The 24357-nt window shown below is 62.6% G+C and carries 23 protein-coding genes; 8 read left to right on the forward strand and 15 right to left on the reverse strand.

Translation table 11 applies throughout. The features are described 5' to 3' along the window. Positions 1 to 2 precede the first annotated feature (2 nt). The 9 genes from rpsA to gyrA all read right to left on the reverse strand — a co-directional run bounded on the left by rpsA (position 3) and on the right by gyrA (position 11513). Positions 3 to 1682, reverse strand: coding sequence for a 30S ribosomal protein S1 (gene rpsA / locus ACZ0BA_RS15415; RefSeq protein WP_463454765.1), 1680 nt, complete (start codon positions 1680 to 1682; stop codon positions 3 to 5). Positions 1683 to 1807: 125 nt separating this feature from the next. Further along, entirely contained in the window at positions 1808 to 2482 is a 675-nt protein-coding gene (gene cmk, locus ACZ0BA_RS15420; RefSeq protein ID WP_463452099.1) for a (d)CMP kinase, read from the reverse strand. 13 nt (positions 2483 to 2495) lie between these two features. Continuing rightward, positions 2496 to 3809: a 3-phosphoshikimate 1-carboxyvinyltransferase gene (gene aroA / locus ACZ0BA_RS15425; RefSeq protein ID WP_463452100.1), complete on the reverse strand. Its 1314-nt coding sequence runs from the start codon at positions 3807 to 3809 to the stop codon at positions 2496 to 2498. A gap of 33 nt (positions 3810 to 3842) precedes the next feature. After that, positions 3843 to 4757: a prephenate dehydrogenase gene (locus ACZ0BA_RS15430; RefSeq protein WP_463452101.1), complete on the reverse strand. Its 915-nt coding sequence runs from the start codon at positions 4755 to 4757 to the stop codon at positions 3843 to 3845. A gap of 16 nt (positions 4758 to 4773) precedes the next feature. After that, positions 4774 to 5883, reverse strand: a complete 1110-nt coding sequence (gene hisC / locus ACZ0BA_RS15435) for a histidinol-phosphate transaminase (RefSeq protein WP_463452102.1) — start codon at positions 5881 to 5883, stop codon at positions 4774 to 4776. A 30-nt stretch (positions 5884 to 5913) separates the two neighbouring features. Then, positions 5914 to 6987, reverse strand: coding sequence for a prephenate dehydratase (pheA, locus tag ACZ0BA_RS15440; RefSeq protein WP_463452103.1), 1074 nt, complete (start codon positions 6985 to 6987; stop codon positions 5914 to 5916). Beyond that, complete coding sequence (gene serC, locus ACZ0BA_RS15445; RefSeq protein ID WP_463452104.1) at positions 6984 to 8102, reverse strand: 3-phosphoserine/phosphohydroxythreonine transaminase; 1119 nt, start codon at positions 8100 to 8102, stop codon at positions 6984 to 6986. The genes pheA and serC overlap by 4 nt, the downstream gene beginning before the upstream one ends. A 16-nt stretch (positions 8103 to 8118) precedes the next feature. Continuing rightward, positions 8119 to 8688, reverse strand: a complete 570-nt coding sequence (locus ACZ0BA_RS15450; RefSeq protein ID WP_463452105.1) for a DUF2059 domain-containing protein — start codon at positions 8686 to 8688, stop codon at positions 8119 to 8121. A 116-nt stretch (positions 8689 to 8804) separates the two neighbouring features. Beyond that, a complete protein-coding gene (gyrA, locus tag ACZ0BA_RS15455; protein WP_463452106.1) occupies positions 8805 to 11513 on the reverse strand; it encodes a DNA gyrase subunit A in 2709 nt (902 codons plus the stop codon). Positions 11514 to 11966: 453 nt separating this feature from the next. Here gyrA and ompA point away from each other — a divergent pair, with 453 nt between their 5' ends. From ompA to ACZ0BA_RS15480, 5 genes are all read left to right on the forward strand, one after another. Then, on the forward strand, positions 11967 to 12680 hold the full coding sequence (gene ompA, locus ACZ0BA_RS15460) for an outer membrane protein OmpA (RefSeq protein WP_463452107.1): 714 nt from the start codon (positions 11967 to 11969) through the stop codon (positions 12678 to 12680). 149 nt (positions 12681 to 12829) lie between these two features. Beyond that, positions 12830 to 13525: a bifunctional 2-polyprenyl-6-hydroxyphenol methylase/3-demethylubiquinol 3-O-methyltransferase UbiG gene (gene ubiG, locus ACZ0BA_RS15465; protein ID WP_463452108.1), complete on the forward strand. Its 696-nt coding sequence runs from the start codon at positions 12830 to 12832 to the stop codon at positions 13523 to 13525. Between the two features lie 11 nt (positions 13526 to 13536). Beyond that, the gene (locus ACZ0BA_RS15470) at positions 13537 to 14232 is read left to right on the forward strand and encodes an HAD family hydrolase (RefSeq protein ID WP_463452109.1); all 696 of its coding nucleotides are present in this window, start codon (positions 13537 to 13539) and stop codon (positions 14230 to 14232) included. 170 nt (positions 14233 to 14402) lie between these two features. Beyond that, positions 14403 to 15440 (forward strand): hypothetical protein, encoded by a 1038-nt coding sequence (locus ACZ0BA_RS15475; RefSeq protein WP_463452110.1) that lies wholly within the window; start codon positions 14403 to 14405, stop codon positions 15438 to 15440. 161 nt (positions 15441 to 15601) lie between these two features. Then, positions 15602 to 16720 carry a hypothetical protein gene (locus tag ACZ0BA_RS15480; RefSeq protein ID WP_463452111.1) on the forward strand — a complete coding sequence of 373 codons (1119 nt, stop codon included), beginning with the start codon at positions 15602 to 15604 and terminating at the stop codon, positions 16718 to 16720. Between the two features lie 16 nt (positions 16721 to 16736). Here the strand turns inward: ACZ0BA_RS15480 and ACZ0BA_RS15485 are convergent, their stop codons facing one another. Further along, a complete protein-coding gene (locus ACZ0BA_RS15485) occupies positions 16737 to 18008 on the reverse strand; it encodes an O-acetylhomoserine aminocarboxypropyltransferase/cysteine synthase family protein (RefSeq protein ID WP_463452112.1) in 1272 nt (423 codons plus the stop codon). Between the two features lie 322 nt (positions 18009 to 18330). Between ACZ0BA_RS15485 and ACZ0BA_RS15490 the strand changes: the two genes are divergently transcribed. Next, entirely contained in the window at positions 18331 to 18972 is a 642-nt protein-coding gene (locus tag ACZ0BA_RS15490; protein WP_463452113.1) for a PEP-CTERM sorting domain-containing protein, read from the forward strand. A 62-nt stretch (positions 18973 to 19034) separates the two neighbouring features. On the opposite strand, the gene ACZ0BA_RS15495 is transcribed toward ACZ0BA_RS15490, so the two are convergent. After that, complete coding sequence (locus ACZ0BA_RS15495; protein ID WP_463452114.1) at positions 19035 to 19427, reverse strand: cupin domain-containing protein; 393 nt, start codon at positions 19425 to 19427, stop codon at positions 19035 to 19037. Positions 19428 to 19505: 78 nt separating this feature from the next. After that, positions 19506 to 20315 (reverse strand): AraC family transcriptional regulator, encoded by an 810-nt coding sequence (locus tag ACZ0BA_RS15500; RefSeq protein ID WP_463452115.1) that lies wholly within the window; start codon positions 20313 to 20315, stop codon positions 19506 to 19508. 143 nt (positions 20316 to 20458) lie between these two features. Between ACZ0BA_RS15500 and ACZ0BA_RS15505 the strand changes: the two genes are divergently transcribed. After that, entirely contained in the window at positions 20459 to 21025 is a 567-nt protein-coding gene (locus ACZ0BA_RS15505) for a cysteine hydrolase family protein (RefSeq protein WP_463452116.1), read from the forward strand. After that, the gene (locus tag ACZ0BA_RS15510; protein WP_463452117.1) at positions 21025 to 21759 is read left to right on the forward strand and encodes a metallophosphoesterase family protein; all 735 of its coding nucleotides are present in this window, start codon (positions 21025 to 21027) and stop codon (positions 21757 to 21759) included. The genes ACZ0BA_RS15505 and ACZ0BA_RS15510 overlap by 1 nt, the downstream gene beginning before the upstream one ends. Positions 21760 to 21784: 25 nt before the next feature. On the opposite strand, the gene ACZ0BA_RS15515 is transcribed toward ACZ0BA_RS15510, so the two are convergent. The 3 genes from ACZ0BA_RS15515 to ACZ0BA_RS15525 form a co-directional block, all read right to left on the reverse strand. Further along, entirely contained in the window at positions 21785 to 22360 is a 576-nt protein-coding gene (locus ACZ0BA_RS15515) for a flavin reductase family protein (RefSeq protein ID WP_463454766.1), read from the reverse strand. A 67-nt stretch (positions 22361 to 22427) separates the two neighbouring features. Then, positions 22428 to 23414 carry an SLAC1 family transporter gene (locus tag ACZ0BA_RS15520; protein WP_463452118.1) on the reverse strand — a complete coding sequence of 329 codons (987 nt, stop codon included), beginning with the start codon at positions 23412 to 23414 and terminating at the stop codon, positions 22428 to 22430. A 12-nt stretch (positions 23415 to 23426) separates the two neighbouring features. Then, positions 23427 to 24353: a 2Fe-2S iron-sulfur cluster-binding protein gene (locus tag ACZ0BA_RS15525; RefSeq protein WP_463452119.1), complete on the reverse strand. Its 927-nt coding sequence runs from the start codon at positions 24351 to 24353 to the stop codon at positions 23427 to 23429. Between the last annotated feature and the right edge of the window lie 4 nt (positions 24354 to 24357).

Here is a 24357-nt window from a genome sequence, read left to right on the forward strand (position 1 = left end):
TCTTAGTTCTTGTTATCGAACTTGGCTTTCAACAGCGCGCCCAGGCTGGTGGTGCCCGAAGCTGCGTTGTTGTCGGTCGAGGCGATCTTCTGCATCGCTTCCTGGGTGTCGACGTTGTCTTTGGCTTTGATCGACAGCTGGATCGAACGCGCTTTGCGGTCGATGTTGATGACCAGGGCTTCGACGGAATCGCCAACCTTCAGGTGCGTACCGGCATCTTCCACGCGGTCGCGGGAGATTTCGGAAGCGCGCAGGTAGCCTTCGACTTCTTCGGACAGTTGGATCACGGCGCCTTTAGGCTCAACCGATTTCACGGTGCCGGTTACCAGCGCGCCCTTGTCGTTCATGGCTGCGAAGTTGTTGAACGGATCGCCTTCCAGTTGCTTGACGCCCAGGGAAACGCGCTCGCGCTCGACGTCGATGGCCAGAACGATGGCTTCCAGCTCGTCACCTTTCTTGAAGCGACGAACAGCTTCTTCGCCGGTTTCGGTCCAGGACAGGTCGGACAGGTGCACCAGGCCGTCGATGTTGCCGGCCAGGCCGATGAACACGCCGAAGTCGGTGATCGATTTGATCGCGCCGCGGACTTTATCGCCCTTCTTGTGGGTCACGCCGAAGTCATCCCATGGGTTCGCTTTGCACTGCTTCATGCCCAGCGAAATACGGCGACGCTCTTCGTCGATTTCCAGAACCATGACTTCAACTTCGTCGCCCAGCTGGACAACTTTGTTTGGAGCGACGTTCTTGTTGGTCCAGTCCATTTCCGACACGTGGACCAGGCCTTCGATACCCTGCTCGACTTCAACGAACGCGCCGTAGTCGGTGAGGTTGGTGACTTTACCGAACAGACGGGTGCTTTGTGGGTAACGACGGGACAGACCGGTCCATGGGTCGTCGCCCAGTTGCTTCACGCCCAGCGAAACGCGGTTCTTTTCCTGATCGTACTTCAGGACTTTGGCGGTGATTTCCTGGCCGACGGTCAGCACTTCCGATGGGTGACGCACACGACGCCATGCCAGATCGGTGATGTGCAGCAGGCCGTCGATACCGCCCAGATCCACGAACGCGCCGTAGTCGGTGATATTTTTGACGACGCCGGTAACCACGGTGCCTTCTTTCAGCGTTTCCATCAGTTTCTGACGCTCTTCGCCCATCGAAGCTTCGATGACGGCGCGGCGGGACAGAACCACGTTGTTACGCTTGCGGTCCAGTTTGATGACCTTGAATTCGAGGGTCTTGCCTTCGAACGGGGTGGTGTCCTTGACTGGACGGGTGTCGACCAGCGAACCCGGCAGGAACGCGCGGATGCCGTTGGTCAGAACGGTCAGGCCGCCCTTGACTTTGCCGTTGACGGTACCGACGACGATCTCGCCCGATTCCATCGCTTTTTCCAGTGCCAGCCACGAAGCCAGACGCTTGGCTTTGTCGCGCGACAGGATGGTGTCGCCGAAACCGTTTTCGAGCGACTCGATCGCCACGGAAACGAAGTCGCCTACTTTGACTTCCAGTTCGCCGTGGTCGTTTTTGAATTCTTCAACTGGGATGAATGCTTCCGATTTCAGGCCGGCGTTGACGATCACGAAGTTGTGATCCAGACGAACGACTTCAGCCGAGATCACTTCGCCCGAACGCATGTCTTGACGCGACAGGGATTCTTCGAAGAGGGCTGCAAAACTTTCCATATTAGACATTGTGACTTCCAGGTTGCCAACAAGGCTCGCGAATGCGACTTCAGTTGGGTTAAGGTTGATCAAAGTCCGGCAAGTGAGCACTAACTCGGCCTGCAGGACCCGCCTTTGCTACATTGTCAGTGAGGCTTGCTCACCGCCGCATACCACTGCAACACCTGTTCGACCGCTTGATCAGCGGTCATATTGGATGTATCCAGCACATGCGCCCCTTCCGCTGGCACCAGCGGCGCGATGGCCCGGTGGGTATCCCGGTCGTCCCGCGCCTGCAAATCCATCAGGAGGTCTTCCATATTAGCAGAAATTCCCTTGCCAATCAATTGCTTATAACGGCGATCGGCCCGAGCCGCAACGGACGCCGTCAAAAACACCTTCAACACGGCGTGCGGGAAGATCACCGACCCCATGTCGCGCCCGTCCGCCACCACGCCCGGCGCCCTGCGGAAACCCAGTTGCAGCCCCACCAGTGCGTTGCGCACGGTTTGGAATGTTGCAATCTTTGAAGCGGTATTGCCGACCTCTTCCGCCCGGATGGCATCGGTGACGTTTTCCTGCGACAAAATGATATCGCCGCCCTGGAAACTGCATTGCAGGTGCTCGGCCAGCTTGGCCAGCGCGTGTTCGTCGTTCAGGTCTGTCCCACGGCGCAGCGCCGACAGCGCCGTCAAACGGTACAGGGCGCCCGAATCCAGGTAATGGAAGCCGAGCTTATCGGCAACGCGGTGCGCGACGGTGCCCTTGCCGGATGCGGTGGGGCCGTCGATGGTGATGACTGGGATTTGGGAAGTGACCATTTTGCTCAGTTATTTATTTTGCAATCGCGGCAAACGCCGCGAAGTATTCGGGAAAAGTCTTGCCGACGCACTTGGGATCGTTGATGCGCATGACGTTGCCCTTGCGCGCGGCCCCGTCCAGCGACACCAGCGAGAAGCACATCGCCATGCGGTGATCGTCATAGGTGTCGATGGTGGCGGCCGTGATCGTGGCCGGCGGCGTCACCTTGATGTAATCCGGGCCCTCCTCGACAATGGCGCCGACCTTGCGCAATTCGGTCGCCATGGCCGCGATGCGGTCGGTCTCCTTGACGCGCCAGCTGGCGATGTTGCGCAGGGTGCTGGTGCCGTCGGCGTACAGCGCCGCCACCGCGATGGTCATGGCTGCGTCGGGAATGTGGTTGAAGTCGGCGTCGATGGCTTTGAGCACGCCGTTCGACTTGGCCTCGATCCAGTTGTCGCCCATGGTGATCTGCGCGCCCATCTGTTCCAGTGCGGCGACGAAACGCACGTCACCCTGAATACTATCGCGGCCCACGCCTTCGACGCGCACGGGACCGCCGGCGATCGCGCCGGCCGCCAGGAAGTACGATGCCGACGAGGCGTCGCCTTCGACGTGAATGGTGCCGGGCGACTGGTAGACCTGGCCCGGCTGCACGGTGAACGAGCTCCAGCCGTCCTGCTCGACCTTGACGCCGAAGCGGCGCACCAGGTTGAGCGTGATCTCGATATAGGGTTTTGAGATCAGCTCACCTTCGACGTCGATGGTGATCGCGTGTTCGGTCGCCATCAGCGGCGCCACCATCAGCAGCGCGGTCAGGAACTGGCTCGAGACATTGCCGCGTACGGACAGGCGTTTCGCATGAATTTTGCCCTGCTTGATGTGCAGCGGCGGGAAGCCAGCGTTACCGGTGTATTCGACATCGGTGCCGGCGGCGTTCAGGGCGTCCACCAGGTCGCCGATCGGACGCTCATGCATGCGCGGTACGCCGTGTAGCGTGTAGTCGCCGCCGATGACGGCCAGCGCGGCGGTCAACGGACGAATCGCGGTGCCGGCGTTGCCCATGAACAGATCAGCCGATTTATTCGGCAGCACCCCGGCCACGCCCTTGACGTGGTGGATCGTGCCGGTGGCGGTTTTCTCTTCGGTCCACTGCACGCCCAGCGAGCGCAGGGCCGCCAGCATGACGGCCGTGTCGTCGGAGGCCAGCAGGTCGACGATGGCGACGTCGCCCTGCGACAGCGCCGCCAGCAGCAGGATGCGGTTGGAGATCGACTTCGAGCCTGGCAGGCGCACCGCGCCCTCCACATGCGCGACCGTCGCCAGGTCGATATATTCGTGGGTCATACTGTTCCTTGTTCTGCTGTCTATTGTTCAGCTTTATTCTGCTTTATCTTTCGAAGGCGGCGCTTCGGCCGCCTCGATCGCGGTGATCCACTGGTGGCGGGCGCGCTGGGCGTTGCCGTACACGTTCTCCAGCGCGGCGCCGTCACCGGCGGCCAGACGGGCACGCAGTCCCGTCAATTGTGCCAGATACGCGTCCAGCTCCGTCAGCAGCGCCGACTGGTTGGCCAGGCTGATGTCACGCCACATTTCCGGCGACGATCCGGCGATCCTTGTGAAATCGCGAAAACCGCTGGCCGCATACTGGAACAGTAAATCCGCATGCGGCTTGTTGGCGATGTCGTCGACCAGGGCGTATGCCAGCAAATGCGGCAAATGGCTCACGGCGGCAAACACCTTGTCATGTTCTTGCGGCGACAGGCGATGGATGACGGCATGGCAGGCGCGCCAGGCGGCGGCCACGCGTTCCACATCGCCGGCGGCATTCTCGTCGAGCGCCGTCAGCACCACCTTCTTGCCGACATACAGATCGTCGATGGCCGCCTCGGGGCCGTTGGTTTCGCGTCCGGCGATGGGATGGCCCGGCACGAACTGCGCCACCTTGCCGCCCAACGCGCGCCGCGCGGACGCCACCACATCCGACTTGGTGCTGCCTGCGTCGGTGACCACGGTGCCCGCTTGCAGATGCGGCGCGATGGCCGACAGGATCGCTTCGGTCTGCGCCACCGGCGCCGCCAGCAGCACCAGGTCGGCGTTGTTCAATGCTTCGGCCATGCCGTCTTCGCCGGTGGCGCCGATGACATCGATGATGCCCAGTTCCCTGGCGCGCGCCAGCGAGGCCGCAGAGCGGCCCATACCAACCACGCTACCGACGGCGTCGGCCTTCTTCAGCGAGCGCGCGAACGATCCGCCGATCAGGCCCACGCCGAAAATGACGACCTTGTTCAGCATGATGTTGTCATCCCCGTCACTCCGCCAGCGCCTTGGTCAGCGCGGCGATCAGCACGGCATTCTCCTGCGGCAGGCCGATGGAGATGCGCAGCCATTCCGGCAAGCCGTAGTTGCCGACCGGGCGCACGATGACGCCCTGCTTGAGCAGCGACAGGTTGACACGCGCGCCGGCCGCCGGATCGTTGCCGACCTTGACCAGCACGAAGTTACCGTACGACGGCACGAACTCCAGTCCCAGCTGCGTGAACGCTTCGGTGAACTGCTGGTAGCCGGCGGCGTTGTTGGCCGCGCTGCGCTTGAGGAAGTCCTTGTCGTTGAGCGCCGCGATGGCGGCGGCTTGCGCCATCGAGTTGACGTTGAACGGCTGGCGGATGCGGTTCATCAAATCCGTCAGCGCCGGCTGGGCGATGCCGAAGCCAACCCGCAGGCCCGCCAGGCCGTACGCCTTGGAGAACGTGCGCGACACCAGCAGGTTCGGATACTTCTTGACCCATTCGGCCGATTCGAACTGGTTTTCCTCGGCCAGGAATTCGTTGTACGCCTCGTCCAGCACCACCACCACATTGGCCGGCACCTTGTCCAAAAATGCCTGGATGTCGGCCGCCGGAATGAAGGTACCGGTCGGGTTGTTCGGGTTGGCGATGAAGACCAGGCGGGTGTCGGCGTCGATGGCGGCCAGCATGGCCGGCAGGTCGTGGCCGTAGGCCTGGGCCGGCACCACGATATGACGGGCGCCGACGCCCTGCGTCGCCAGCGCGTACACGGCGAACGAATACTGCGAGTAGACGATGGCCTGGCCGCGCTCGACAAAGGCGTGGGCGGCGATTTCCAGAATGTCGTTGGAGCCGTTGCCCAAGGTGATCCAGTCGGCCGGCACGTCGTAGCGCTTGGACAGCGCCGCTTTCAGTTCAAAGCCGTTGGCGTCCGGGTAGCGACCCAGGTCGGTGGCGGCGGCGGTCATTGCCTGCACCGCCGATTCCGGCACGCCGAACGGATTTTCGTTCGACGCCAGTTTGACGATCGAGGCTTCATCGAGACCGAATTCGCGCGCGACTTCGGCGATCGGTTTGCCGGCCTGGTAAGGGGCGATGGCTCTGACGTATTCTGGTCCGTAGTTCTTGGTCATGTTCTGTCTCTGTTCTCTGTTTTAGTTAGGTCAAGTCAGGCTGACGGGATACGATCCCAGCACCTTGAAGAAAGCGGCGTTGCTCTGCAACTCGTCCAGCGCCTTGGCCACGGACTCGTTCTGGATGTGGCCTTCGACGTCGACGTAGAAATAGTATTCCCAGTTGCCGTTACGGGCCGGGCGCGATTCGAAGCGGGTCATCGACACGTTGTTCTGCGCCAGCGATCCAAGCAGGCGATAGACCGAGCCGGCGCGGTGCGGCGCGGCCAGCGCCATCGAGGTGCGGTCCTTGCCCGACGGGCCGGTTTGCAGATGGCCGATGACGGCAAAGCGCGTGCGGTTGTGCGGATCGTCCTGGATGTTGGCCTTGACGGTGCCCAGGCTGTAGCGCACGCCGGCGCGCTCGCCGGCGATGGCGGCGAACGAGTGGTCGTCGCGCGCCATGCGGGCCGCTTCGGCGTTGGACGAGACGGCGCGGCGTTCGATATCCGGGTAATTATTATTGAGCCAGATCTGGCACTGCGCGAGCGCCTGCGCGTGGGCGCAGATGGCGGTGACGCCGTCCATGTTGCCGCTGCCGGTCAACAGGCTGTGACGCACGGCGATAGCGACTTCGCCGCTGATCGTCAGCGGCGTATGCAGCAGCAAATCGAGCGTACGGCCGATCGCGCCTTCGGTCGAATTCTCGACGGGGACGACGCCGAATTCGGCGGTGCCGGCCTCGGTGGCGCGAAACACCTCGTCGATCGACGCGCAGGCCAGCACGTCGACAGCGGTGCCGAACTGCTGGTAGACCGCTTGCTCGCTGTAGGTGCCGGCCGGGCCGAGGAAAGCGACGGTGACGCGCTTTTCCAGCGAGCGGCAGGCGGACATGATCTCGCGGAAGATGGTTTGCATCTCCGTATTGCCCATCGGGCCGGGATTGCGGTCGGCCACGCCGCGCAGCACCTGCGCTTCGCGTTCGGGACGGAACACCGGGGCGTTGGTTTCGGCTTTGACGTGGCCGACTTCCTGCGCCACCTTGGCGCGGCGGTTCAGCAGGTCGAGGATTTGCGCGTCGATGGCGTCGATCTGTTCGCGCAGTGGTGTAAGTTTATCTGTCATGGCGTTTTCAAGTCATTGCTGGCGGCGGCTGTCCTGCCGGCGAATTCGTCCAAATAATCCACGAGCGCCTGTACGCCCTCGATTGGCATCGCGTTGTAAATCGATGCGCGCATGCCGCCGACGGACTTGTGGCCCTTGAGCTGCAGCAGGCCGCGCGCCTTGGCGCCGGCCAGGAAAGCCTCGTTCTGGCTTTCATCCTTCAGGTAAAACGGGATGTTCATGCGCGAACGGCTTTGCTTGTCCACCCTGGTCTGGTAAAAATCGTCGACGTCGAGCGCCTTGTAGAGCAGCTCCGCCTTGGCGATGTTGACCTTTTCCATCGCGGCGACGCCACCGTTCTTTTTCAGCCACTGGAACACCAGGCCGGCGATGTAGATGCCGTAGGTGGGCGGCGTGTTGTACATCGAGTCGTTGTCGGCGACCAGCTTGAAGTCGAACGCCGACGGGCATGCCGGCAGCGCCTTGCCCAGCAAATCCTCGCGCACGATAACGATGGTGACGCCGGCCGGGCCGATGTTCTTTTGCGCGCCGGCGAAGATGACGCCGTACTTCGACACGTCGATCCGGCGCGACAAAATATGCGACGACATGTCGGCCACCATCAACACGTCCGGCTGCGACGCCGGCAGGCCGGTGTCGAAGTCGAACTCGATGCCGTCGATGGTCTCGTTGGTGCACATGTGGACGTAGGCGGCGCCGGGCGTGAGCTTCCACTCCGACTGCGGCGGCACGCCGGTGGTCGACGACGCGGCGATGTTGACGTTGGCGTACTTGGCCGCTTCCTTGACGGATTTGCCCGACCACGAACCGGTATGGATAAAATCGATGGTTGCTGGTTGTGGCTTGTGGCCGACCAGATTCAACGGAATGATGGCGTTCTGGGACAAGCCCCCGCCCTGCATGAACAAGATTTTGTAGTTGTCCGGTACTGCCAGCAGCTCGCGCAGGTCGCGCTCGGCCGCCTTGTAAATCGAAATAAACTCCGGTCCGCGGTGGCTCATCTCCATCACCGACATGCCGCTGCCATGCCAGTCCAGCATTTCGGCGGCGGCTTGCGCCAGCACTTCCTTCGGCAGCACGGCCGGGCCGGCGGAGAAGTTATAGATGTGAGTCACTGTGGATCCTTTGTGGTTACTGTTTGCTTTCTTGCTGCATTTTCTGCATCAACGGTCCGATGCGGCGGCTAACAACCTGCTGGCCGACCTGCATGCCCTGGGCCATCAGCTGCGGCATCGAAGCGAGCATCTTGGCGCCGACCGGCGTGCGGTAGAAAGCGGTCATCTGTTTCAGTTCATCGGCGCTGAAGGTGCGCGCGTAGATCGGCACCGTCTCGGCCAGGATCTCGTCGATCAACCCCGGGTCGTTCATCACGCCCTGCATGGCGCTGACGATGCCCGGCAGTTCCTTGGCCATCTTGTCCAGCGCCTGCTTTTTCTGCTCGGCGGTCAGCTTCGGATTGTTGTTGATGCCTGCTTCGGCGCCGGCGCGCATCGATTGCGCGATCCCCTGCGACATCTGCTGCATCATCCCCGTCATCATCACGCGGTGGTTCATCGCCTCGAACAGCTCTTTCGATGCGGCCAAGGTGGCCGGGTCGATGGCGGCTGTTGGTGCCGGTGCTGGCGCCGGGGCTTGGGCGAACGAAGGCGCGGCGCCGGTCAGGGCGAAGGCGGTAACGACGGCTGCTACGATTTTTTTCATGAATTCTCTCTTGAAATGACAACGGGGCCAGTCTTATTGTCGCATTAATCCGCGAAATAAACCCTGGCCCCGCCGGCCCCGGTCCGATACTGCGACCGGGGCTTTGTTTGCTGCGCTTATTCCGCCGGATTATCGTCCGCAGATGCGTCGTCGGCAGCAACGTCGTCCGCCGCCGGAGTGTCGGCGACCGGCACGTCGACAGGCTTGCCGTCCGGACCAGGTTCCAGCTCGACTTCGTCGATGTCGGTTTCGACCACGCGCTGCAGGCCGGACAACTTGGTGCCATCCTCCACCGCGATCAGGGTCACGCCTTGCGTGGCGCGGCCCATCTCGCGGATCTCCGCCACGCGGGTGCGGATCAGCACACCGCCTGTGGTGATCAGCATGATCTCGTCGGTCGGCGTGACCAGGGTCGCCGCCACCACCTTGCCGTTACGCTCGGAGGTCTGGATCGCGATCATGCCCTTGGTGCCGCGGCCATGACGGGTGTACTCGGTGATCGGCGTACGCTTGCCGAAGCCGTTCTCGGTTGCCGTCAGCACCGACTGCTGCTCGTTTTCCGCCACCAGCAGCGCGATCACGCGCTGGCCTTCGTCCAGGTTCATACCGCGCACGCCACGGGCGTTGCGGCCCATCGGACGCACGTCGTTCTCGTCGAAGCGCACCGCCTTGCCGGAGTCCGAGAACAGCATGACATCGTGCTCGCCGTCGGTCAGCGCGGCGCCGATCAGGAAGTCGCCCTCGTCCAGGTCGACCGCGATGATGCCGGCCTTGCGTGGATTGCTGAAGTCCTTCAGCGGCGTTTTCTTTACGGTACCGAGGCTGGTCGACATGAAGACGTAATGGTCTTCGGGGAAGGTCCGGTTCTCGCCCGACAGCGGCAGGATGACGGTGATCTTCTCGTTGTCGGCCAACGGGAACATGTTGACGATCGGCTTGCCGCGCGAGTTGCGCGAGCCTTGCGGCACTTCCCACACCTTGAGCCAGTACATGCGGCCACGGTTGGAGAAGCACAGGATGTAATCGTGCGTGTTGGCGATGAACAGCTGGTCGATCCAGTCTTCCTCTTTGGTCGCCATGGCCTGCTTGCCGCGTCCACCGCGCTTTTGCGAACGGTATTCGCTGATCGGCTGCGCCTTCATATAGCCGGTGTGCGACAGGGTCACCACCATGTCCTGCGGCGTGATCAAATCTTCGGTGCCAAGATCGGTGGCGTTATGCTCGATGTTCGAACGGCGCGGGTCTTTTGCGCGGTCGCCGAATTCGTTGACCACGTGCGTCATCTCGTCGACGATGATGGTGGTCACGCGTTCCGGCTTGGCCAGAATGTCCAGCAGGTCGGCGATTTCGGCCATCACGTCTTTGTACTCGTTGACGATCTTGTCCTGTTCCAGGCCGGTCAGACGCTGCAGGCGCATTTGCAGAATTTCCTGCGCCTGGTCGTCGGACAGCTTGTACATGCCGTCGGCCTGCATGCCGTAGTGCTTAGGCAGGTGCTCCGGACGGAAAGCGTCGATACCGCCGACGGTGTCGCCTTCGCCGGTACGGGCCAGCATCTCGCGCACCAGCGACGAATCCCACGAACGTTCCATCAGGCCCGTTTTCGCGACCGGCGGCGTTGGCGCGGCCTTGATGATGGCGATGAAGTCGTCGATATTGGCCAGTGCGACAGCCAGGCCTTCCAGCACGTGGCCGCGTTCGCGCGCCTTGCGCAGCTCGAACACGGTGCGGCGCGTGACCACTTCACGGCGGTGCGACAGGAAGCACTGCAGCATCTCTTTCAGGTTCAGCAGGCGCGGCTGGCCGTCGACCAGCGCCACCATGTTCATGCCGAAGGTGTCCTGCAACTGGGTCTGCTTGTACAGGTTGTTGAGCACCACTTCCGGCACTTCGCCGCGTTTCAGCTCGATCACCACGCGCATGCCCGATTTATCGGACTCGTCGCGGATGTCGGAAATGCCTTCGAGCTTCTTGTCGCGCACGTTCTCGGCGATACGCTCGAGCAGCGACTTCTTGTTTACTTGGTACGGCAGCTCGTCGACGATGATGGCCGTGCGGCCGCCGTCCTTGCCGTACTCTTCATAGTGGGTCTTGGCGCGCATCACCACGCGGCCACGGCCGGTGCGATAACCGTCGCGCACGCCCGAGACGCCGTAGATGGTGCCGCCGGTCGGGAAGTCAGGCGCCGGGATCAGCTCGATCAGCTCGTCGATGGTGCAGGTCGGGTTGCGCAGCACGTGCAGCGCGCCGGCGATCACTTCGTGCAGGTTGTGCGGCGGAATGTTGGTCGCCATGCCGACCGCGATACCGGACGAGCCGTTGATCAGCAGGTTCGGGATGCGGGTTGGCAGTACCGTCGGTTCTTTTTCCTTGCCGTCGTAGTTGGGCTGGAAGTCGACGGTGTCCTTGTCGATGTCGGCCAGCAGTTCGGCGGAGATTTTGTCGAGGCGGCACTCGGTGTAGCGCATCGCCGCCGCGCCGTCGCCATCGACCGAACCGAAGTTACCCTGGCCGTCGACCAGCATGTAGCGCAGCGAGAAGTCCTGCGCCATGCGGACCAGCGTGTCGTAAATCGAGGCGTCGCCGTGCGGGTGGTACTTACCCATCGTCTCGCCGACCACGCGGGCGCACTTGACGTAGGGACGGTTCCACACGTTGTTCATTTCATGCATCGCGAACAGAACCCGGCGGTGCACCGGCTTCAAGCCGTCGCGCACGTCAGGCAAGGCGCGGCCCACGATCACGCTCATCGCGTAATCGAGGTAGCTCTTGCGCATCTCTTCTTCGAGGGAAATAGGGATTGTTTCTTTTGCGAATTGATCCATTGGCGGGTCGACTGATCTTTGACTGTGGGTTATCTTTTAAGCAATGTATGCCGCACTTACTGCACTCCTGCCCTCCCTTTCCTAATTGGAAGGGCAAGCGTGCGATTTTAGCATGCGGGCCGCGCAACTAACACAAATTGGCCCGCAGCCTCGCCCCCACGCCTTCTGTGCGCTGCCTCACGCGTTGTAACACCATGTAATATTGATGACACATTACTCAATTATTATCGACAATCACGTTGCAACAAAACAACATTTTGGTCGGACGCGAATCAGCGCCATGTTGGCGCCTTTCCACGCCGCCGAAGCGCTTGTGGCAAAATGGTTCAGAAGTTAATTGCTCGTTTCGCAATCGGGAGACAGGCGTGACGCCCGTGCGTGGTAGAATTCGGCCCACGTAATATACGTCGCGCAGTTTTTCTGCGAGATATCACCCCCGAAAGGAAGAAAAATATGAAAAAACTTATTTCGATGTTGGCCGTGTCGGCAGCGTTCGCAGGCTCGGCAATCGCCCAGACCCCTACCCCGACCGCGCCACCATACGCGCCAGTCACCCAAGACATCAAGGCTGCTACGCCTAAGAGCGCCTACGTTCAGGATTCGCGCGGCGTGATCGCCCGTGACCCGTTCGGCCTGTGCTGGCGCACCGGCTACTGGACCCCGGCCGATGCCGTTCCAGGTTGCGACCTGCCACTGTGCGTTGAGCCAGAAAAACTGGAAAACGGCAAATGCGTAGCACCGCCGCCACCACCGGTCGAAGCCCCTGCCCCGTCCTCGCCTGCTCCGGCCCCAGCGCCAGTGCCAGTGCCGACCGCGCAAAAAGTGAGCTTCGCCGCTGACGCGTTCTTCGATTTCGACAAAGCCGTGCTGAAGCCAGAAGGCAAATCCAAGCTGGACGACGTCACCTCGAAACTGGGTTCGATCAACCTGGAAGTCATCATCGCCGTCGGTCACACCGACTCGGTCGGTTCGGATGAGTACAACCAGAAGCTGTCGATCCGTCGCGCTGAAGCCGTTAAAGCCTACATCATCTCCAAAGGCGTCGACGCCAACCGCGTCTACACCGAAGGCAAAGGCGAGAAACAGCCAGTTGCAGACAACAAAACTGCAGAAGGCCGCGCTAAAAACCGTCGCGTAGAGATCGAAGTCGTCGGCACCAGCAAGTAATTCGCCGCCGATGCCGGTACCGCCGCGTTAAGAAACTAATAAATTAACGCCGCGGTGTCCCGCGCCGCACAGAAACCCCGCCCCGGCGGGGTTTTTTTATGCGCGCTGCTTTAGAATAGCGAATACTTTTCTCATAGAACATCGAGCCCATGAACGCCGACCCATTAGAGTTGCAAAAATTCTCCGACCTGGCCCACCGCTGGTGGGACCCGACCTCGGAGTTCCGCCCGCTGCACGAGATCAACCCGCTGCGCCTGGAATGGATCAACGCGCGCGTGCCGCTGGCCGGCAAGAACGTCATCGACATCGGCTGCGGCGGCGGCATCCTGAGCGAATCGATGGCGCGCAAGGGCGCCACCGTGACGGGCATCGACCTGTCCGAAAAAGCGCTCAAGGTGGCCGACCTGCACAGCCTGGAATCGGGCGTGCAGGTGCGCTACAAGCTGGTCGCGGCCGAGGACATGGCGGCCCAGGAGCCGGGCCAGTTCGATGTGGTCACCTGCATGGAGATGCTCGAGCACGTGCCGGACCCGGCGGCCATCGTGCGCGCGGCCGCCACCCTGGTCAAGCCGGGCGGCCACGTGTTCTTCTCGACGCTGAACCGCAATCCGAAGTCTTATTTATTTGCCATCATCGGCGCCGAATACGTGCTGCGCATGCTTCCGCGCGGCACCCACGACTACGATAAATTCATCACGCCGTCCGAGCTGTCGCAGTTCGTGCGCAGCGCCGGTCTGGATCTGAAGGGTTTCAAGGGCATGGGCTACAATCCGCTGACCAAGATTTATTCCCTGAACGAAGACACCAGCGTCAACTATCTGGTCGCCACCACCCGCCCGCTCTGATCGATCGCCCTATGACTACCGCACTCCCGGCGCCGCGCGCCATCCTGTTCGACCTGGACGGCACGCTGGCCGACACCGCGCCCGACCTGGCCGCCGCCGTCAACCTGCTGCGCACGGTGCGCGGGCTGGAACCGACCGCCTATGAACTGTTGCGCCCGACCGCCTCGGCCGGCGCGCGCGGCATGATCGGCGCGGCCTTCGGCCTGAAGCCGGGCGACGACGGCTTTGCCGAGCTGCGCGAAGGTTTCTTCGACAACTACCAGGCCGCGATGGCGGTGCACAGCACCTTGTTCGCGGGCGTTGTCGAACTGCTGGCCGGCATCGAGGAGGCCGGGCTGCAGTGGGGCATCGTCACCAACAAACCGGCGCGCTTCACCGACCCGTTGTTGCCGCAAATCGGGCTGGCGCACGCGGCCTGCGTGATCTCCGGCGACACCACGGCGCATCCCAAGCCGCATCCGGCGCCGCTGCTGGAAGCCGCCGCGCGCCTGGGCCTGCCGCCGCAACAGTGCTGGTATGTGGGCGACGACCTGCGCGACATCCAGGCCGGCCAGGCCGCCGGCATGCCGAGCATCGGCTGCGGCTGGGGCTACTGCGGCCCGGTCGAGCCGCTGAGCTGGCAAGCCGACCTGGTGCTCGACACGCCCGGGCAATTGCTGGCGCTGATGCGCTCGGCGGTGGCGGACAAGGCGGAATTGGCGGCGTGACCGCGCTGGCAACGCTTCCATGAATCCATCTGAATAAAAATTTGTTGCTCAAAACGGCCGACAGGTATAGTCTCCGAATTACTGCGTAGAAATACTTATTTCCATTAACTCAACCATGACCTAATGGAAATAAGAGCAGCGGACACTTCTCCACTCTTCGTCAGGTCATCATGATCAACCCTGCACAGGCTGCCCAATACCCGCAGCCCTACCCCGAACAGTTCGCGGATTTCAACCCCGCTCTGCCGGAGCACACCGCCGCCCCGCAAAGCTGGATGGTCACCGTGGCTGACGCCCGCTACCACTGGTACGACCTGATTGCCGGCTTCCCCGAACGCCCCGACATCCGCGACCCGGTCGGCCGCTACCAGCGCCGCATGCAGTTCGACCTGGAGGCGGCGGCCGAAAAACACCATCTGTTCTTCGCCGTCACCCGGCCGCGCGTGCGCTTCGATACGGCCGTCGCGGTGCAATGGGGATTCTTTTCGCTCAAGCTGACCTTGCCGCTGCTGGTCGGCGCCGCGCAGGCCAAAGACAGCCTGACCATCGAGCTGACGGTGCCGTTCGCGGCCACGCTGAAAAAGCCGAGCGTCACCTTGACGCCGACCTTCGTCACCCTCAACTGGGGCGGCCTGATCGAGGCGTTCTCGATCCACGACATTCTGCAGACCTACCCCAACCACCTGTCCGCGCCTTGCCGCGTGATCCACGTCGGCCAGACCCGCGACGCGGATGCGCGCCTGTCCAGGGCCAGGTTGCCGGCGCTGCAAAAACTGCACGCGCGGCTTGGCGACGACGTCGACACCCTGCTGCTGGTGCAGCGCATGAACGTCAACGTCATCTGCGCCGACGGCGACGCCGCCGAGCTGCCGTGCAACGCCGATTCCTACGCGGCCGAGGCGCTGCGGGCCGAGCGCATGGACATCGTCGAGGCGGCGCTGATCCGCCATTTCGAGGACGCCGGCGCGCGCGGACTCACCCAAGAGCAGCGCAAGCTGGGCCGCGCGCGGCTGGCCGAGGTGCAGCAAGTGAACAATCTTGTGCAATTCACCATCGACCTCGAACTGCCCGAGGCCGGCAACTACGGCACACTGTGCTCGGACAAGGTGGCGCCGGCGCCGTCCCACCTGCTGAGCTGCTTCATTGCCGACGGCGAGGCGCAGGTGGCGGCGTTGCCCGCGCCGCCGGCCGCCGCAGGCAAACGCTAGGACCGCCCAGAACGCCCAGAGCCGCGCCCGTCAGCGTGAGAATGTGTGATTAATTAGCCGCTTTCAGGAATTGCTGAGTGGAAATGTCACAAGGAACGACTATACTGTGATCAATATTAGTCCCAACAAACAGACCAATTAAACGAGACCCTGGAGTGCGCATGATGACGAGCGATTACCCGCCCCTAATCGCCGACGACTATCCCGATCCCAGCCCCGAAGAGCTGGGAATCGGCGAACTTTTTACCGAATCGCCGGAGCCATTCCACGATCTGCTGGCGCCGCCGGCCGAAGCGCTGGACGATCTGCTGCCGCTGATGCCCCAACGCGGCGCCGCGCCGCAAACCTGGGTGGTCACTGTCGCCGACGCAAAATACCATTGGTACGACCTGGTCGCCGGCTTTCCGGAGCGGCCCGATATCCGCGATCCGGTCGGGCGCCAGCTGCGCCGCATCCAGTTCGACCTGGAAGCGACGATGGAAAAACGCTTGATCTATTTCGCCGTCAACCGTCCGCGCGTGCGCTTCGATACCAACGGCAAAACCAGCTGGGGGTTTTTCTCGCTCAAGCTGACCGTGCCGATCGTCATCGGCGTCGAGGAAAAGCGCGACAGCATCACGATCGAGCTGACGGTGCCGTTCGCGGCCACGCTCAAGAAACCGACGGTGGTCGTCACCGACCGCTTCATCACGCTCAACTGGGGCGGTTTGATCGAGGCGTTGTCGATCCACGACGTGCTTCAGCAATACGAAAACGACCTGCGCTTCCAGAGCAAGGTGCAATACGTCGGCCAGACCAAGGACGCGGCCGGCCGGCTGGCGCGCGGGCGCCTGGTGGCGATCCAGAAAATCCATCAGAACAACAACGAAGACAACGACATGCTGCTGCTGATCCAGCGCATGAACGTTGAAGTGTTGTCCGACGACGGCGATCCGGTCGACATGCCGGTCAACCAGAACGCGATCGCGGCCGATCTGCTGCTGAAGGACCGCATCGACATCATCGAGTGCGCGCTGATCCGCTACTTCGAGGGCCCGATGATGCACGGCCGCAGCGACAAGGAAGCGGACGTGCGCAAGCAGCGGGTGCGCGAGGTGCAGGCCAACAACCATCTGGAGAGCTTCCGCATCGACCTGCGCCTGGAAGAGACCGGGGCCTACCACGACCTGTTCTCCCAGCACGCGCCGGTCTCGCGCAGCCATATCATCGACTGCACCATCGCCGACGGCGAGGTGATCGTCACTCGCGTGCCGGACAAGGTGAAGCCGGAGAAGAAATAACCCTCCGGCGGCGACCTCAGACGGCGGCCAGCGCCTGCTCCAGATCGGCCAGCAGATCGTCGATATGCTCGATGCCGATCGACAGGCGCACTGTATCGATCGTCACGCCGGCCTTGCCCAGTTCCTCCTCGTTGAGCTGACGGTGCGTGGTGGAGGCCGGATGGCAAGCCAGCGATTTGGCGTCGCCGATGTTGACCAGGCGCGTAAACAATTGCAGCGCGTCCTGGAAGCGCGCCCCGCCCTCCACGCCGCCCTCGACGCCAAACGTCAGCACGCCAGACGGCCTGCCGCCCAGATACTTTTGCGCCAGCGCATGGTCGCGATGCTGCTCCAGCCCGGCGTAATTGACCCACTTGACCTTGGCATGGCCGCTGAGGAACTCGGCCACCGCGCGCGCGTTCTCGACGATGCGTTCCATGCGCAGCGCCAGCGTTTCTATCCCCTGCAGTATCAAAAACGCGTTGAACGGCGAGATCGCGGCGCCGGTGTTGCGCAGCGGGACCACGCGGGCGCGGCCGATGTAGGCCGCCGGCCCCAGCGCTTCGGTGTAGACCACGCCGTGGTACGACACGTCCGGCTCGTTGAGCCGCTTGAAGCGCTGCTTGTGCTCGGCCCACGGGAACTTGCCGGAATCGACGATGGCGCCGCCGATCGAGTTGCCGTGCCCGCCCAGGTATTTCGTCAGCGAGTGGATCACGATGTCGGCGCCGTGTTCGAACGGGCGCAGCAGATATGGCGTGGCCACCGTGTTGTCGACGATCAGCGGCACGCCGTGCTTGTGGGCGATGGCGGCGATTTTTTCGATGTCGGTGATATTGCCCAGCGGGTTGCCGATCGACTCGATGAACACGGCCTTGGTGCGCTCATCGAACAGCCCCTCGAACGAGGCCGGGTCGCGCGCGTCGGCAAAGCGGGTGGTGATGCCGAATTGCGGCAGCGTGTGCGCGAACAGGTTATAGGTGCCGCCGTACAAGGCGGACGCCGAGACGATGTTATCGCCGGCCTCGGCGATGGTCTGGATCGCGTAGGTGACGGCGGCCTGCCCGGACGCCAGCGCCAGCGCCGCCACGCCGCCTTCGAGTGCGGCGATGCGCTGCTCGAGCACGTCCTGGGTCGGATTCATGATGCGCGTGTAAATGTTGCCGGGCACTTTGAGGTCGAACAGGTCGGCGCCGTGCTGGGTGTCGTCGAACGCGTAGGCGACGGTTTGATAGATCGGCACCGCCACCGCGCGGGTGGTCGGGTCCGGCTTGTAGCCGCCGTGAACGGCAAGGGTTTCCAGTTTCATCGCTCCTCCGTGTTGATGATCGCACAAGCCTAAGTTGAATAGAGTGCCAAGCCCACGAATCATTCCGCATTTATAAATGCATTTTTTGCATGCTTACCGACATTCCCCACCAGCGGCCACTATCACCTGCCACAACACATCATTTTCACAAAGAAATTAAAGTATCTTTAAGGCATTTAATCGTGTTATGCTTGAGCAATAGCACGACTTTTGCTCAAAGAAACCCAACCAATTGTTTCCGGCGCGCGATCTACACCGTAACCACTACTATTTTTTGGGATGATTTGACATGAAATTGACGACTTTTTCTACCGCAGCAACCATGGTACTCCTGATGTCCGCAGGCGCCGCAATGGCTGCCGCCGGCGGCAACGGCAAGGGCAATAATGGCAACGGCAAAGGTAACGGCGGCAGCACCACGCCAGTGATTACCCAGCCAGCGGCCAACAAGCCAGTCACCACCCCTGTGATCACCATTCCCGCCCCATCGAACTCGTGCGCCGGCGCCAGCATTTCGGTCGCCGGCGCCAGCTGCATCGGCTTCATCAGCGGCAACCTGAACGGCAACAAGCCGAGCCTGACCGAGATCAACAGCAACCTGGGCGTGTGGGGCGTGCATCTGACGGACGCCGTGGCATCGACCTCGATGCTGTCCGGGCTGACCGGCAACACGATCAACTTCAGCCAACAGCTGTACGGCGACACCATTGTCAGCATCCACTACGGTAATGTGACCGATGTGCTGGGTCATAAGCTGAACAACGTCACCGCTTTCTACCGCTTCGACGCCGGCCACGGCGCCGGTGTGGACAGCTTCACCACCGCGTTCAGCTCCTTGTCGAACGCCACGCTCTACTCGACCGGCAAGGCAGTGACGGCGGTTCCGGAAGCCGAGACGTACGCGATGATGCTCGCCGGCCTGGGCCTGATGGGCGTTGTCGCGCGCCGCCGCAAGCAACAGTAATCCGCGCTTCGGCGCACGAAAAGCCAAGGCCCGCTGCTAGCGCACCGGGCCTTTTTCATTGGTCAGATCCACACGTCGTTGACGCCGGTGCGGCCGCTGACTTCCTTGTCACCCGTGTTGACCACGCCGCGCGGCTCGATCAACAGCAGTTTGACCTCCGCTTCCGCAGATGGTTTGTGCTCGACGCCCTTGGGTACCACCACCATTTCGCCCTGCGACACCAGCACGTGGTGGTCGCGAAAATCGATACGCAATTGTCCTTCCAGCACGATGAAGGTTTCATCGGTCATGGCATGCGCATGCCAGATGAAATCCCCCTGCAGCCTGGCAATCTTGAATTGATAATCGTTCATTTCCGCGACCACTTTTTGCGACCATTGTTCGGAAAACAAACTGAACTTATTTGCGAAATTGATCGTGTGGATGGCGTGCGCCGCCGTCGGCTCGGTACTCATTGGTGTCGTCCTGTGCTGATTCGGAAGTGCCCAGCGTACGCACATTAGGACTTGGTTTCTTGTACGTTTGTGCGGATGTCAGCCAGCGCGCATTTTCAGCCAGCGCGACGGTGACAGGCCGTAGGTTTTGCCGAAATGGCGCGTCATATGGCTTTGATCGGTAAAGCCGGCAAGCAATGACGCACTCACCAACGACTGCCCCTGGAGCAGCAAGGAGCGCACCAGATCCAGCCGGCGCATGGTCAGGTAGCGATACGGCGAGGTGCCGAACAGCAGGCGAAAATCGCGCGAGAGGCTCCAGCGGTCCCGTCCGCTATGAAGCGCCAGCTCCTCCAAGGTCACACTGCTTTCCAGGGAATCGTGGATGAACGCGCGCGCCAGCTCGGCTGCGCGGTAGTCGAGCGGCTGGTGCGAACGCGACGGTGCCGACACCGCGCTGAGGGCGTGGGCCAGGTCGAACAGCGCGTCGTCCTCTTCAAGCGCGTCGAGCGGCGCGTCCAGGCCCTGCAACAATACCTCGCTGGCCGCGTACAGCCGGGGATCGGCGCTGATGCCGTGCTGGATGAACGGCAGCGCCTGGCCGCCGAGGATTTGCTGGATCAGCGCCGGTTCGATATACAGCATGCGGTAGCGAAAGCCGGCGTCGGTCCCGGCTTCACCGTCGTGCACCTCGTCCGGATGCAACACGATGGTGGCGCCGGGAACGCTGTGGCGGCGTCCGCCCCGGTAGTGGAAACTCTGCACCCCGGCCAGGGTGCGGCCGATGGCATAGGTGTCGTGGCGATGCGGCTCGTAGCCGTGGCCGGCGAAGAACGCTTCGATGCGCTCCATACGCCCCGTCGGCGGCGCGCGCACGATCCAGTCGCCGGCCGGCCTGGTCTTGCTCATGGCACGATGCTCAAGGGCTTGGCGGCGTTCATCGGCTTCGTCGTCGGGTTGGGATGGTGGAATTCTACTCTTTCCGGGTGCCGTTATCATGCCGAGCTACAATCGACATATCGCCCTGCTCTCGACAAATCCAGAATCTCATCATGCAAGTACGTAACGCCGCGTTGATCATCATCGATATGCAAAACGGCATGGCCAATCCGGCCGCCGGCAAACGCAACAATCCGGATGCGGAACAGAACATCGCCGCCCTGCTCGGCGCCTGGCGCGCGGCAGACGCCACAGTCGTCCATGTTCGCCACATATCGAAAACCGTGGGTTCGCCGTTCTGGCCCGGCCAGGCCGGAGTGGAGTTCCAGGAGCGCTTTGCGCCGACGCCGGACGCCTATGTGATGGAGAAGAACGTTCCCGACGCTTTTATCAATAGCGGACTAGAACGCTGGCTGCGCGTGCGCGGCATCGGCGAACTGGTTATCGTAGGCGTCAGCACCAACAACTCGGTGGAGGCCAGCGCCAGGACGGCGGGCAACCTCGGCTTTACGACCCATGTGGTTGCCGATGCTTGTTTCGCCTTCGCCAAAGTTGACTACGCCGGCGTACCGCGCAGCGCCGAGGACGTGCACGTCATGGCCCTGTCGAATTTGGACGGGGAATACGCCGCCATCGTCGATACCCGGGATGTGCTCGATGCGTTCGCAAAGGCCGCATAATGCGCATCGCCCTCGTCTCTGACATCCACGGCAATCTGCTGGCGCTTGAAGCCGTCGCCACGGACATCGCGCGGCGCGGGGCGGATCTGGTCGTCAACATCGGCGACAGCTTGTCCGGACCGCTGCTGCCGCTGGAGACGGCGCAATTTTTGATGGCGCAGGATTGGGTACATCTGGCGGGCAACCATGAGCGCCAGATTTTGAAGCTGCACCCCGGCTCCGGGCCGAGCGACACGTACGCGCACTCGCAGCTGATGGCAAAGGAGCTGGCGTGGATTGCCGGCCTGCAGCCGGTACGACAGATCACGCCGGATGTGCTGGCCTGCCATGGCACGCCAACGAGTGACGTGACCGGCTTGCTGCAAACTGTCGACGTGGCGGCCACTGCGGCGGAGATCGAGGCGCGGCTGGACGGGGTACAGGTGGGCCTTGTCGTTTGCGGCCACACGCACGTGCCCCGCAGCGTGCGCACCGCGCGCGGGCAGCTGATCGTCAATCCGGGTAGTGTCGGCCAGCCGGCGTATGCGGACGATTATCCTCGTCCGCATGTCATTGAGTCCGGGTCGCCGGATGCGCGGTACGCCATCGTCGAACATATCGATGGCCAGTGGCGCGCCAGCTTCTTTGCCATTCCCTATCGACATGCCGAAATGGCGGCGCTGGCAAAATCACGCGGACGGCTCGACTGGGAGCATGCGCTGATGACGGGCTATATGCCGCGTCCCGCGCAATAATCGAGCGAAGCGCTAAGCGCCTCGACTAAGTCGTCTTGCGCGTATCGGCAACCGCCGACTCGCCGATCGCATAAAACTGACCACCGGCGACGTAGTGCAGGCTGCGCAGCGCGGGATCGGCCTTGTCGAATTCCCAGTGGCCGTTGCGGAACACGCGGTCGTCGGCCCAGGCTTCCACCACTTCGCCGATGAATAAATCATAGGTCTGCTCGATATGCGGCTCGGGGATCACCTTGCAGATCAGCCAGGCCGAGCAGCCGGAGACCAGCGGCATGTCGCGTTCGCCGGCGCGGAACAACGCGATCCCACAGCGTTCCAGCTTGTCCGGCGCGTCGGCCAGGCTGAGATTGCCGACGTCGTAGGTCAGCTGGACTTGCGCCATGTTGGGCACCTGCAGCGCGAAATAGCCGCTGCCCTCCACCAACGCGCGCGTGCTGGTCGCCTTGTCCAACACCAGCGTCACTTTGGGCGGCGAGAAATCCAGCGCGCAAGACCAAGCCGCCGCCATGACGTTGTCGACATCGCCGTGCGAGGCGGACACCAGCACCGTCGGACCGTGATTGAGCAACCTGTACGCTTTTTCCAGCTCCACTGCCACCATATGATCGTTCACTTCAACTCCCAAGAATTCCCAGCAGCAGATTATGCATCGGATCGCGCCTGCCTGCTCACACCAGCGTTTGCAACTCCCCTTTGAACACAGCGCGCAGCGTCCGCACGGCGAAGACGGCAATACACACGGTCGTCGTTGCCAGCAACAACAGCGCCAAACCATCGGCAACGACGTGACGCGCATGGCCGGCGTAGCGCAAGGCGGCCAGCGTGGCGGCGGCGAGCGGGAAACCGGCCGCCCACCACGACAGGCGGAACGCGTGCCCGGCAACCAGCGCGCGCAAACTGCCGGCGACGATGGCAAGCGCGAAGAACATCACCATCACCAGCCCTTCCGCAAAGAGATCGATCTGGCCGGTCGTCGTGGCGTAGGCTGAAAAACCAACGCTGAACGGTGCGCTGAGCAGCACCAGCGTCGGCTGGAGCGGCGCCGGCATCGCATCTTCCCGCATCAGGCGCGTCAGCACCATGCCCAGCAACGGCAACCCGAAGACCAGACCGACCGCGACCGAGAACACCATCACGCCGTGCAATGATTGCCAGCCGAGCGCAGGCAACGCCAGCGGCACATCGAGCAGGCCGACGACCGGGATCAGCATCGCCGGCGTGATCACGGTCTGCTTTTCCCTCAGCCAGCGGCCCACGATAGCCACCGAAAACACCAGCATGCCGATGGCGCCCGCACCCCACAGCAAACGCGCGGCGGTCAGCTGGAACGGCGCCAGCAGAATCGGCAGCAACAGCAAAGTGATCAGCGGTGTGCCGAACATGTTGCTGGCGACGGGATGGGCAAACTCGCTCCGCACCGCGTCGAAGCCGAACCAGGCCTTGACGGCGTAGCCCGTCCCGACGACGGCGAACGCCAGCAATGCGACCACCGACAGGACTTCGCCTATCCGGGCGGACACGCCGAAGATGCCGGCCGCCAGGCGCCACGCCAGTGCCAAGCCTATGCTGCCCATCACGGCGCCGAACAGGCCGACCGGCAGGTAGTGAAGCGTGGTGCCTGGTGCGGCCTGTGCCGCTGGATGTATCGCGTTCATGATGATGACTCCTTAAAGGTCGAGTTCGAGCGTATCGCCGCTGGCACGCGATACGCAGATGCACATTTCTTTTGCGCGCTCTTCTTCGCTGAGCACGTTATCGCGGTGTTCCGGCGTGCCGGCCAGTACCTTGACGCGGCAGGCGCCGCAGTTGCCGACCCTGCAGGAGGATCGCGCATCGACGCCGGCCGCTTCCACCGCCTCCAGAATGCTGGCGCTGGCAGGCACATCGATCACTTTGCGGCTGCGTTTCAAGGTCACCATGACGGGCCGGTTGACCGCGCCGGTCACAGGCAACTCGCCGCTGGCCGCCGGCTCGCTCAAGGGTTGCCTGGCCGTGCTCGCGGCCAACTGCTCCTTGAGGTGCTTGATCTGCGCATGCAGCGGCGCCGTCATTTCGGCGATTTCGCTTTCGGTAAAGCGCGGCGTGATGTGCTGTGGACAGTTCCAGTCGTAGCCTTCGACGGTGATGACGAACGCGCGTTCGATGCGCGCCGCATAGCCGGGCTTGCGCAGCCGTTCGATCAGTTCCGCATCGTCGGCGGCTTCCACCAGGCGCACGCGGCCGATCAGCTTCAGGCGCATCTGGTTGGCGTAATCCATGATGATGATTGAAATGCGATCGTCCTTCTGCAGGTTGCCCACGCTGAGGTACTGCACGTTGCCGCGAAAGTCGGCAAAGGCGACCGTTTTCGGATCGAGAACTTTCAGGAAGCCGGCCGGCCCGCCGCGATGCTGCACATACGGCCAGCCCGTTTCGCTCACCGTCGCCTGATAAAAATGGTCGGCCTGGGCGATGAACTCGGCCTCCATGCGACCAAGGCGGTCGGCCCGGTTGGTCATCCGGTCGAAGCCCTCGTATTGCTCCCGGCTGCCCATGCGTTCCTGCATGGCGCGCACGTTCGGGGTAAAGGTGATGTCGGAAAATGCGCGGCCCATGATG

It is taken from the genome of Duganella sp. AC917, from assembly GCF_979258245.1.

Excerpts from the sequence above, each read along its gene's own strand:
- rpsA (WP_463454765.1), bottom strand. The coding sequence starts at position 1,682 with ATGGAAAGTTTTGCAGCCCTCTTCGAAGAATCCCTGTCGCGTCAAGAC.
- cmk (WP_463452099.1), bottom strand. The coding sequence starts at position 2,482 with ATGGTCACTTCCCAAATCCCAGTCATCACCATCGACGGCCCCACCGCA.
- aroA (WP_463452100.1), bottom strand. The coding sequence starts at position 3,809 with ATGACCCACGAATATATCGACCTGGCGACGGTCGCGCATGTGGAGGGC.
- ACZ0BA_RS15430 (WP_463452101.1), bottom strand. The coding sequence starts at position 4,757 with ATGCTGAACAAGGTCGTCATTTTCGGCGTGGGCCTGATCGGCGGATCG.
- hisC (WP_463452102.1), bottom strand. The coding sequence starts at position 5,883 with ATGACCAAGAACTACGGACCAGAATACGTCAGAGCCATCGCCCCTTAC.
- pheA (WP_463452103.1), bottom strand. The coding sequence starts at position 6,987 with ATGACAGATAAACTTACACCACTGCGCGAACAGATCGACGCCATCGAC.
- ACZ0BA_RS15450 (WP_463452105.1), bottom strand. The coding sequence starts at position 8,688 with ATGAAAAAAATCGTAGCAGCCGTCGTTACCGCCTTCGCCCTGACCGGC.
- gyrA (WP_463452106.1), bottom strand. The coding sequence starts at position 11,513 with ATGGATCAATTCGCAAAAGAAACAATCCCTATTTCCCTCGAAGAAGAG.
- ompA (WP_463452107.1), top strand. The coding sequence starts at position 11,967 with ATGAAAAAACTTATTTCGATGTTGGCCGTGTCGGCAGCGTTCGCAGGC.
- ubiG (WP_463452108.1), top strand. The coding sequence starts at position 12,830 with ATGAACGCCGACCCATTAGAGTTGCAAAAATTCTCCGACCTGGCCCAC.
- ACZ0BA_RS15470 (WP_463452109.1), top strand. The coding sequence starts at position 13,537 with ATGACTACCGCACTCCCGGCGCCGCGCGCCATCCTGTTCGACCTGGAC.
- ACZ0BA_RS15475 (WP_463452110.1), top strand. The coding sequence starts at position 14,403 with ATGATCAACCCTGCACAGGCTGCCCAATACCCGCAGCCCTACCCCGAA.
- ACZ0BA_RS15480 (WP_463452111.1), top strand. The coding sequence starts at position 15,602 with ATGATGACGAGCGATTACCCGCCCCTAATCGCCGACGACTATCCCGAT.
- ACZ0BA_RS15485 (WP_463452112.1), bottom strand. The coding sequence starts at position 18,008 with ATGAAACTGGAAACCCTTGCCGTTCACGGCGGCTACAAGCCGGACCCG.
- ACZ0BA_RS15490 (WP_463452113.1), top strand. The coding sequence starts at position 18,331 with ATGGTACTCCTGATGTCCGCAGGCGCCGCAATGGCTGCCGCCGGCGGC.
- ACZ0BA_RS15495 (WP_463452114.1), bottom strand. The coding sequence starts at position 19,427 with ATGAGTACCGAGCCGACGGCGGCGCACGCCATCCACACGATCAATTTC.
- ACZ0BA_RS15500 (WP_463452115.1), bottom strand. The coding sequence starts at position 20,315 with ATGAGCAAGACCAGGCCGGCCGGCGACTGGATCGTGCGCGCGCCGCCG.
- ACZ0BA_RS15505 (WP_463452116.1), top strand. The coding sequence starts at position 20,459 with ATGCAAGTACGTAACGCCGCGTTGATCATCATCGATATGCAAAACGGC.
- ACZ0BA_RS15510 (WP_463452117.1), top strand. The coding sequence starts at position 21,025 with ATGCGCATCGCCCTCGTCTCTGACATCCACGGCAATCTGCTGGCGCTT.
- ACZ0BA_RS15515 (WP_463454766.1), bottom strand. The coding sequence starts at position 22,360 with ATGGTGGCAGTGGAGCTGGAAAAAGCGTACAGGTTGCTCAATCACGGT.
- ACZ0BA_RS15520 (WP_463452118.1), bottom strand. The coding sequence starts at position 23,414 with ATGAACGCGATACATCCAGCGGCACAGGCCGCACCAGGCACCACGCTT.
- ACZ0BA_RS15525 (WP_463452119.1), bottom strand. The coding sequence starts at position 24,353 with ATGGGCCGCGCATTTTCCGACATCACCTTTACCCCGAACGTGCGCGCC.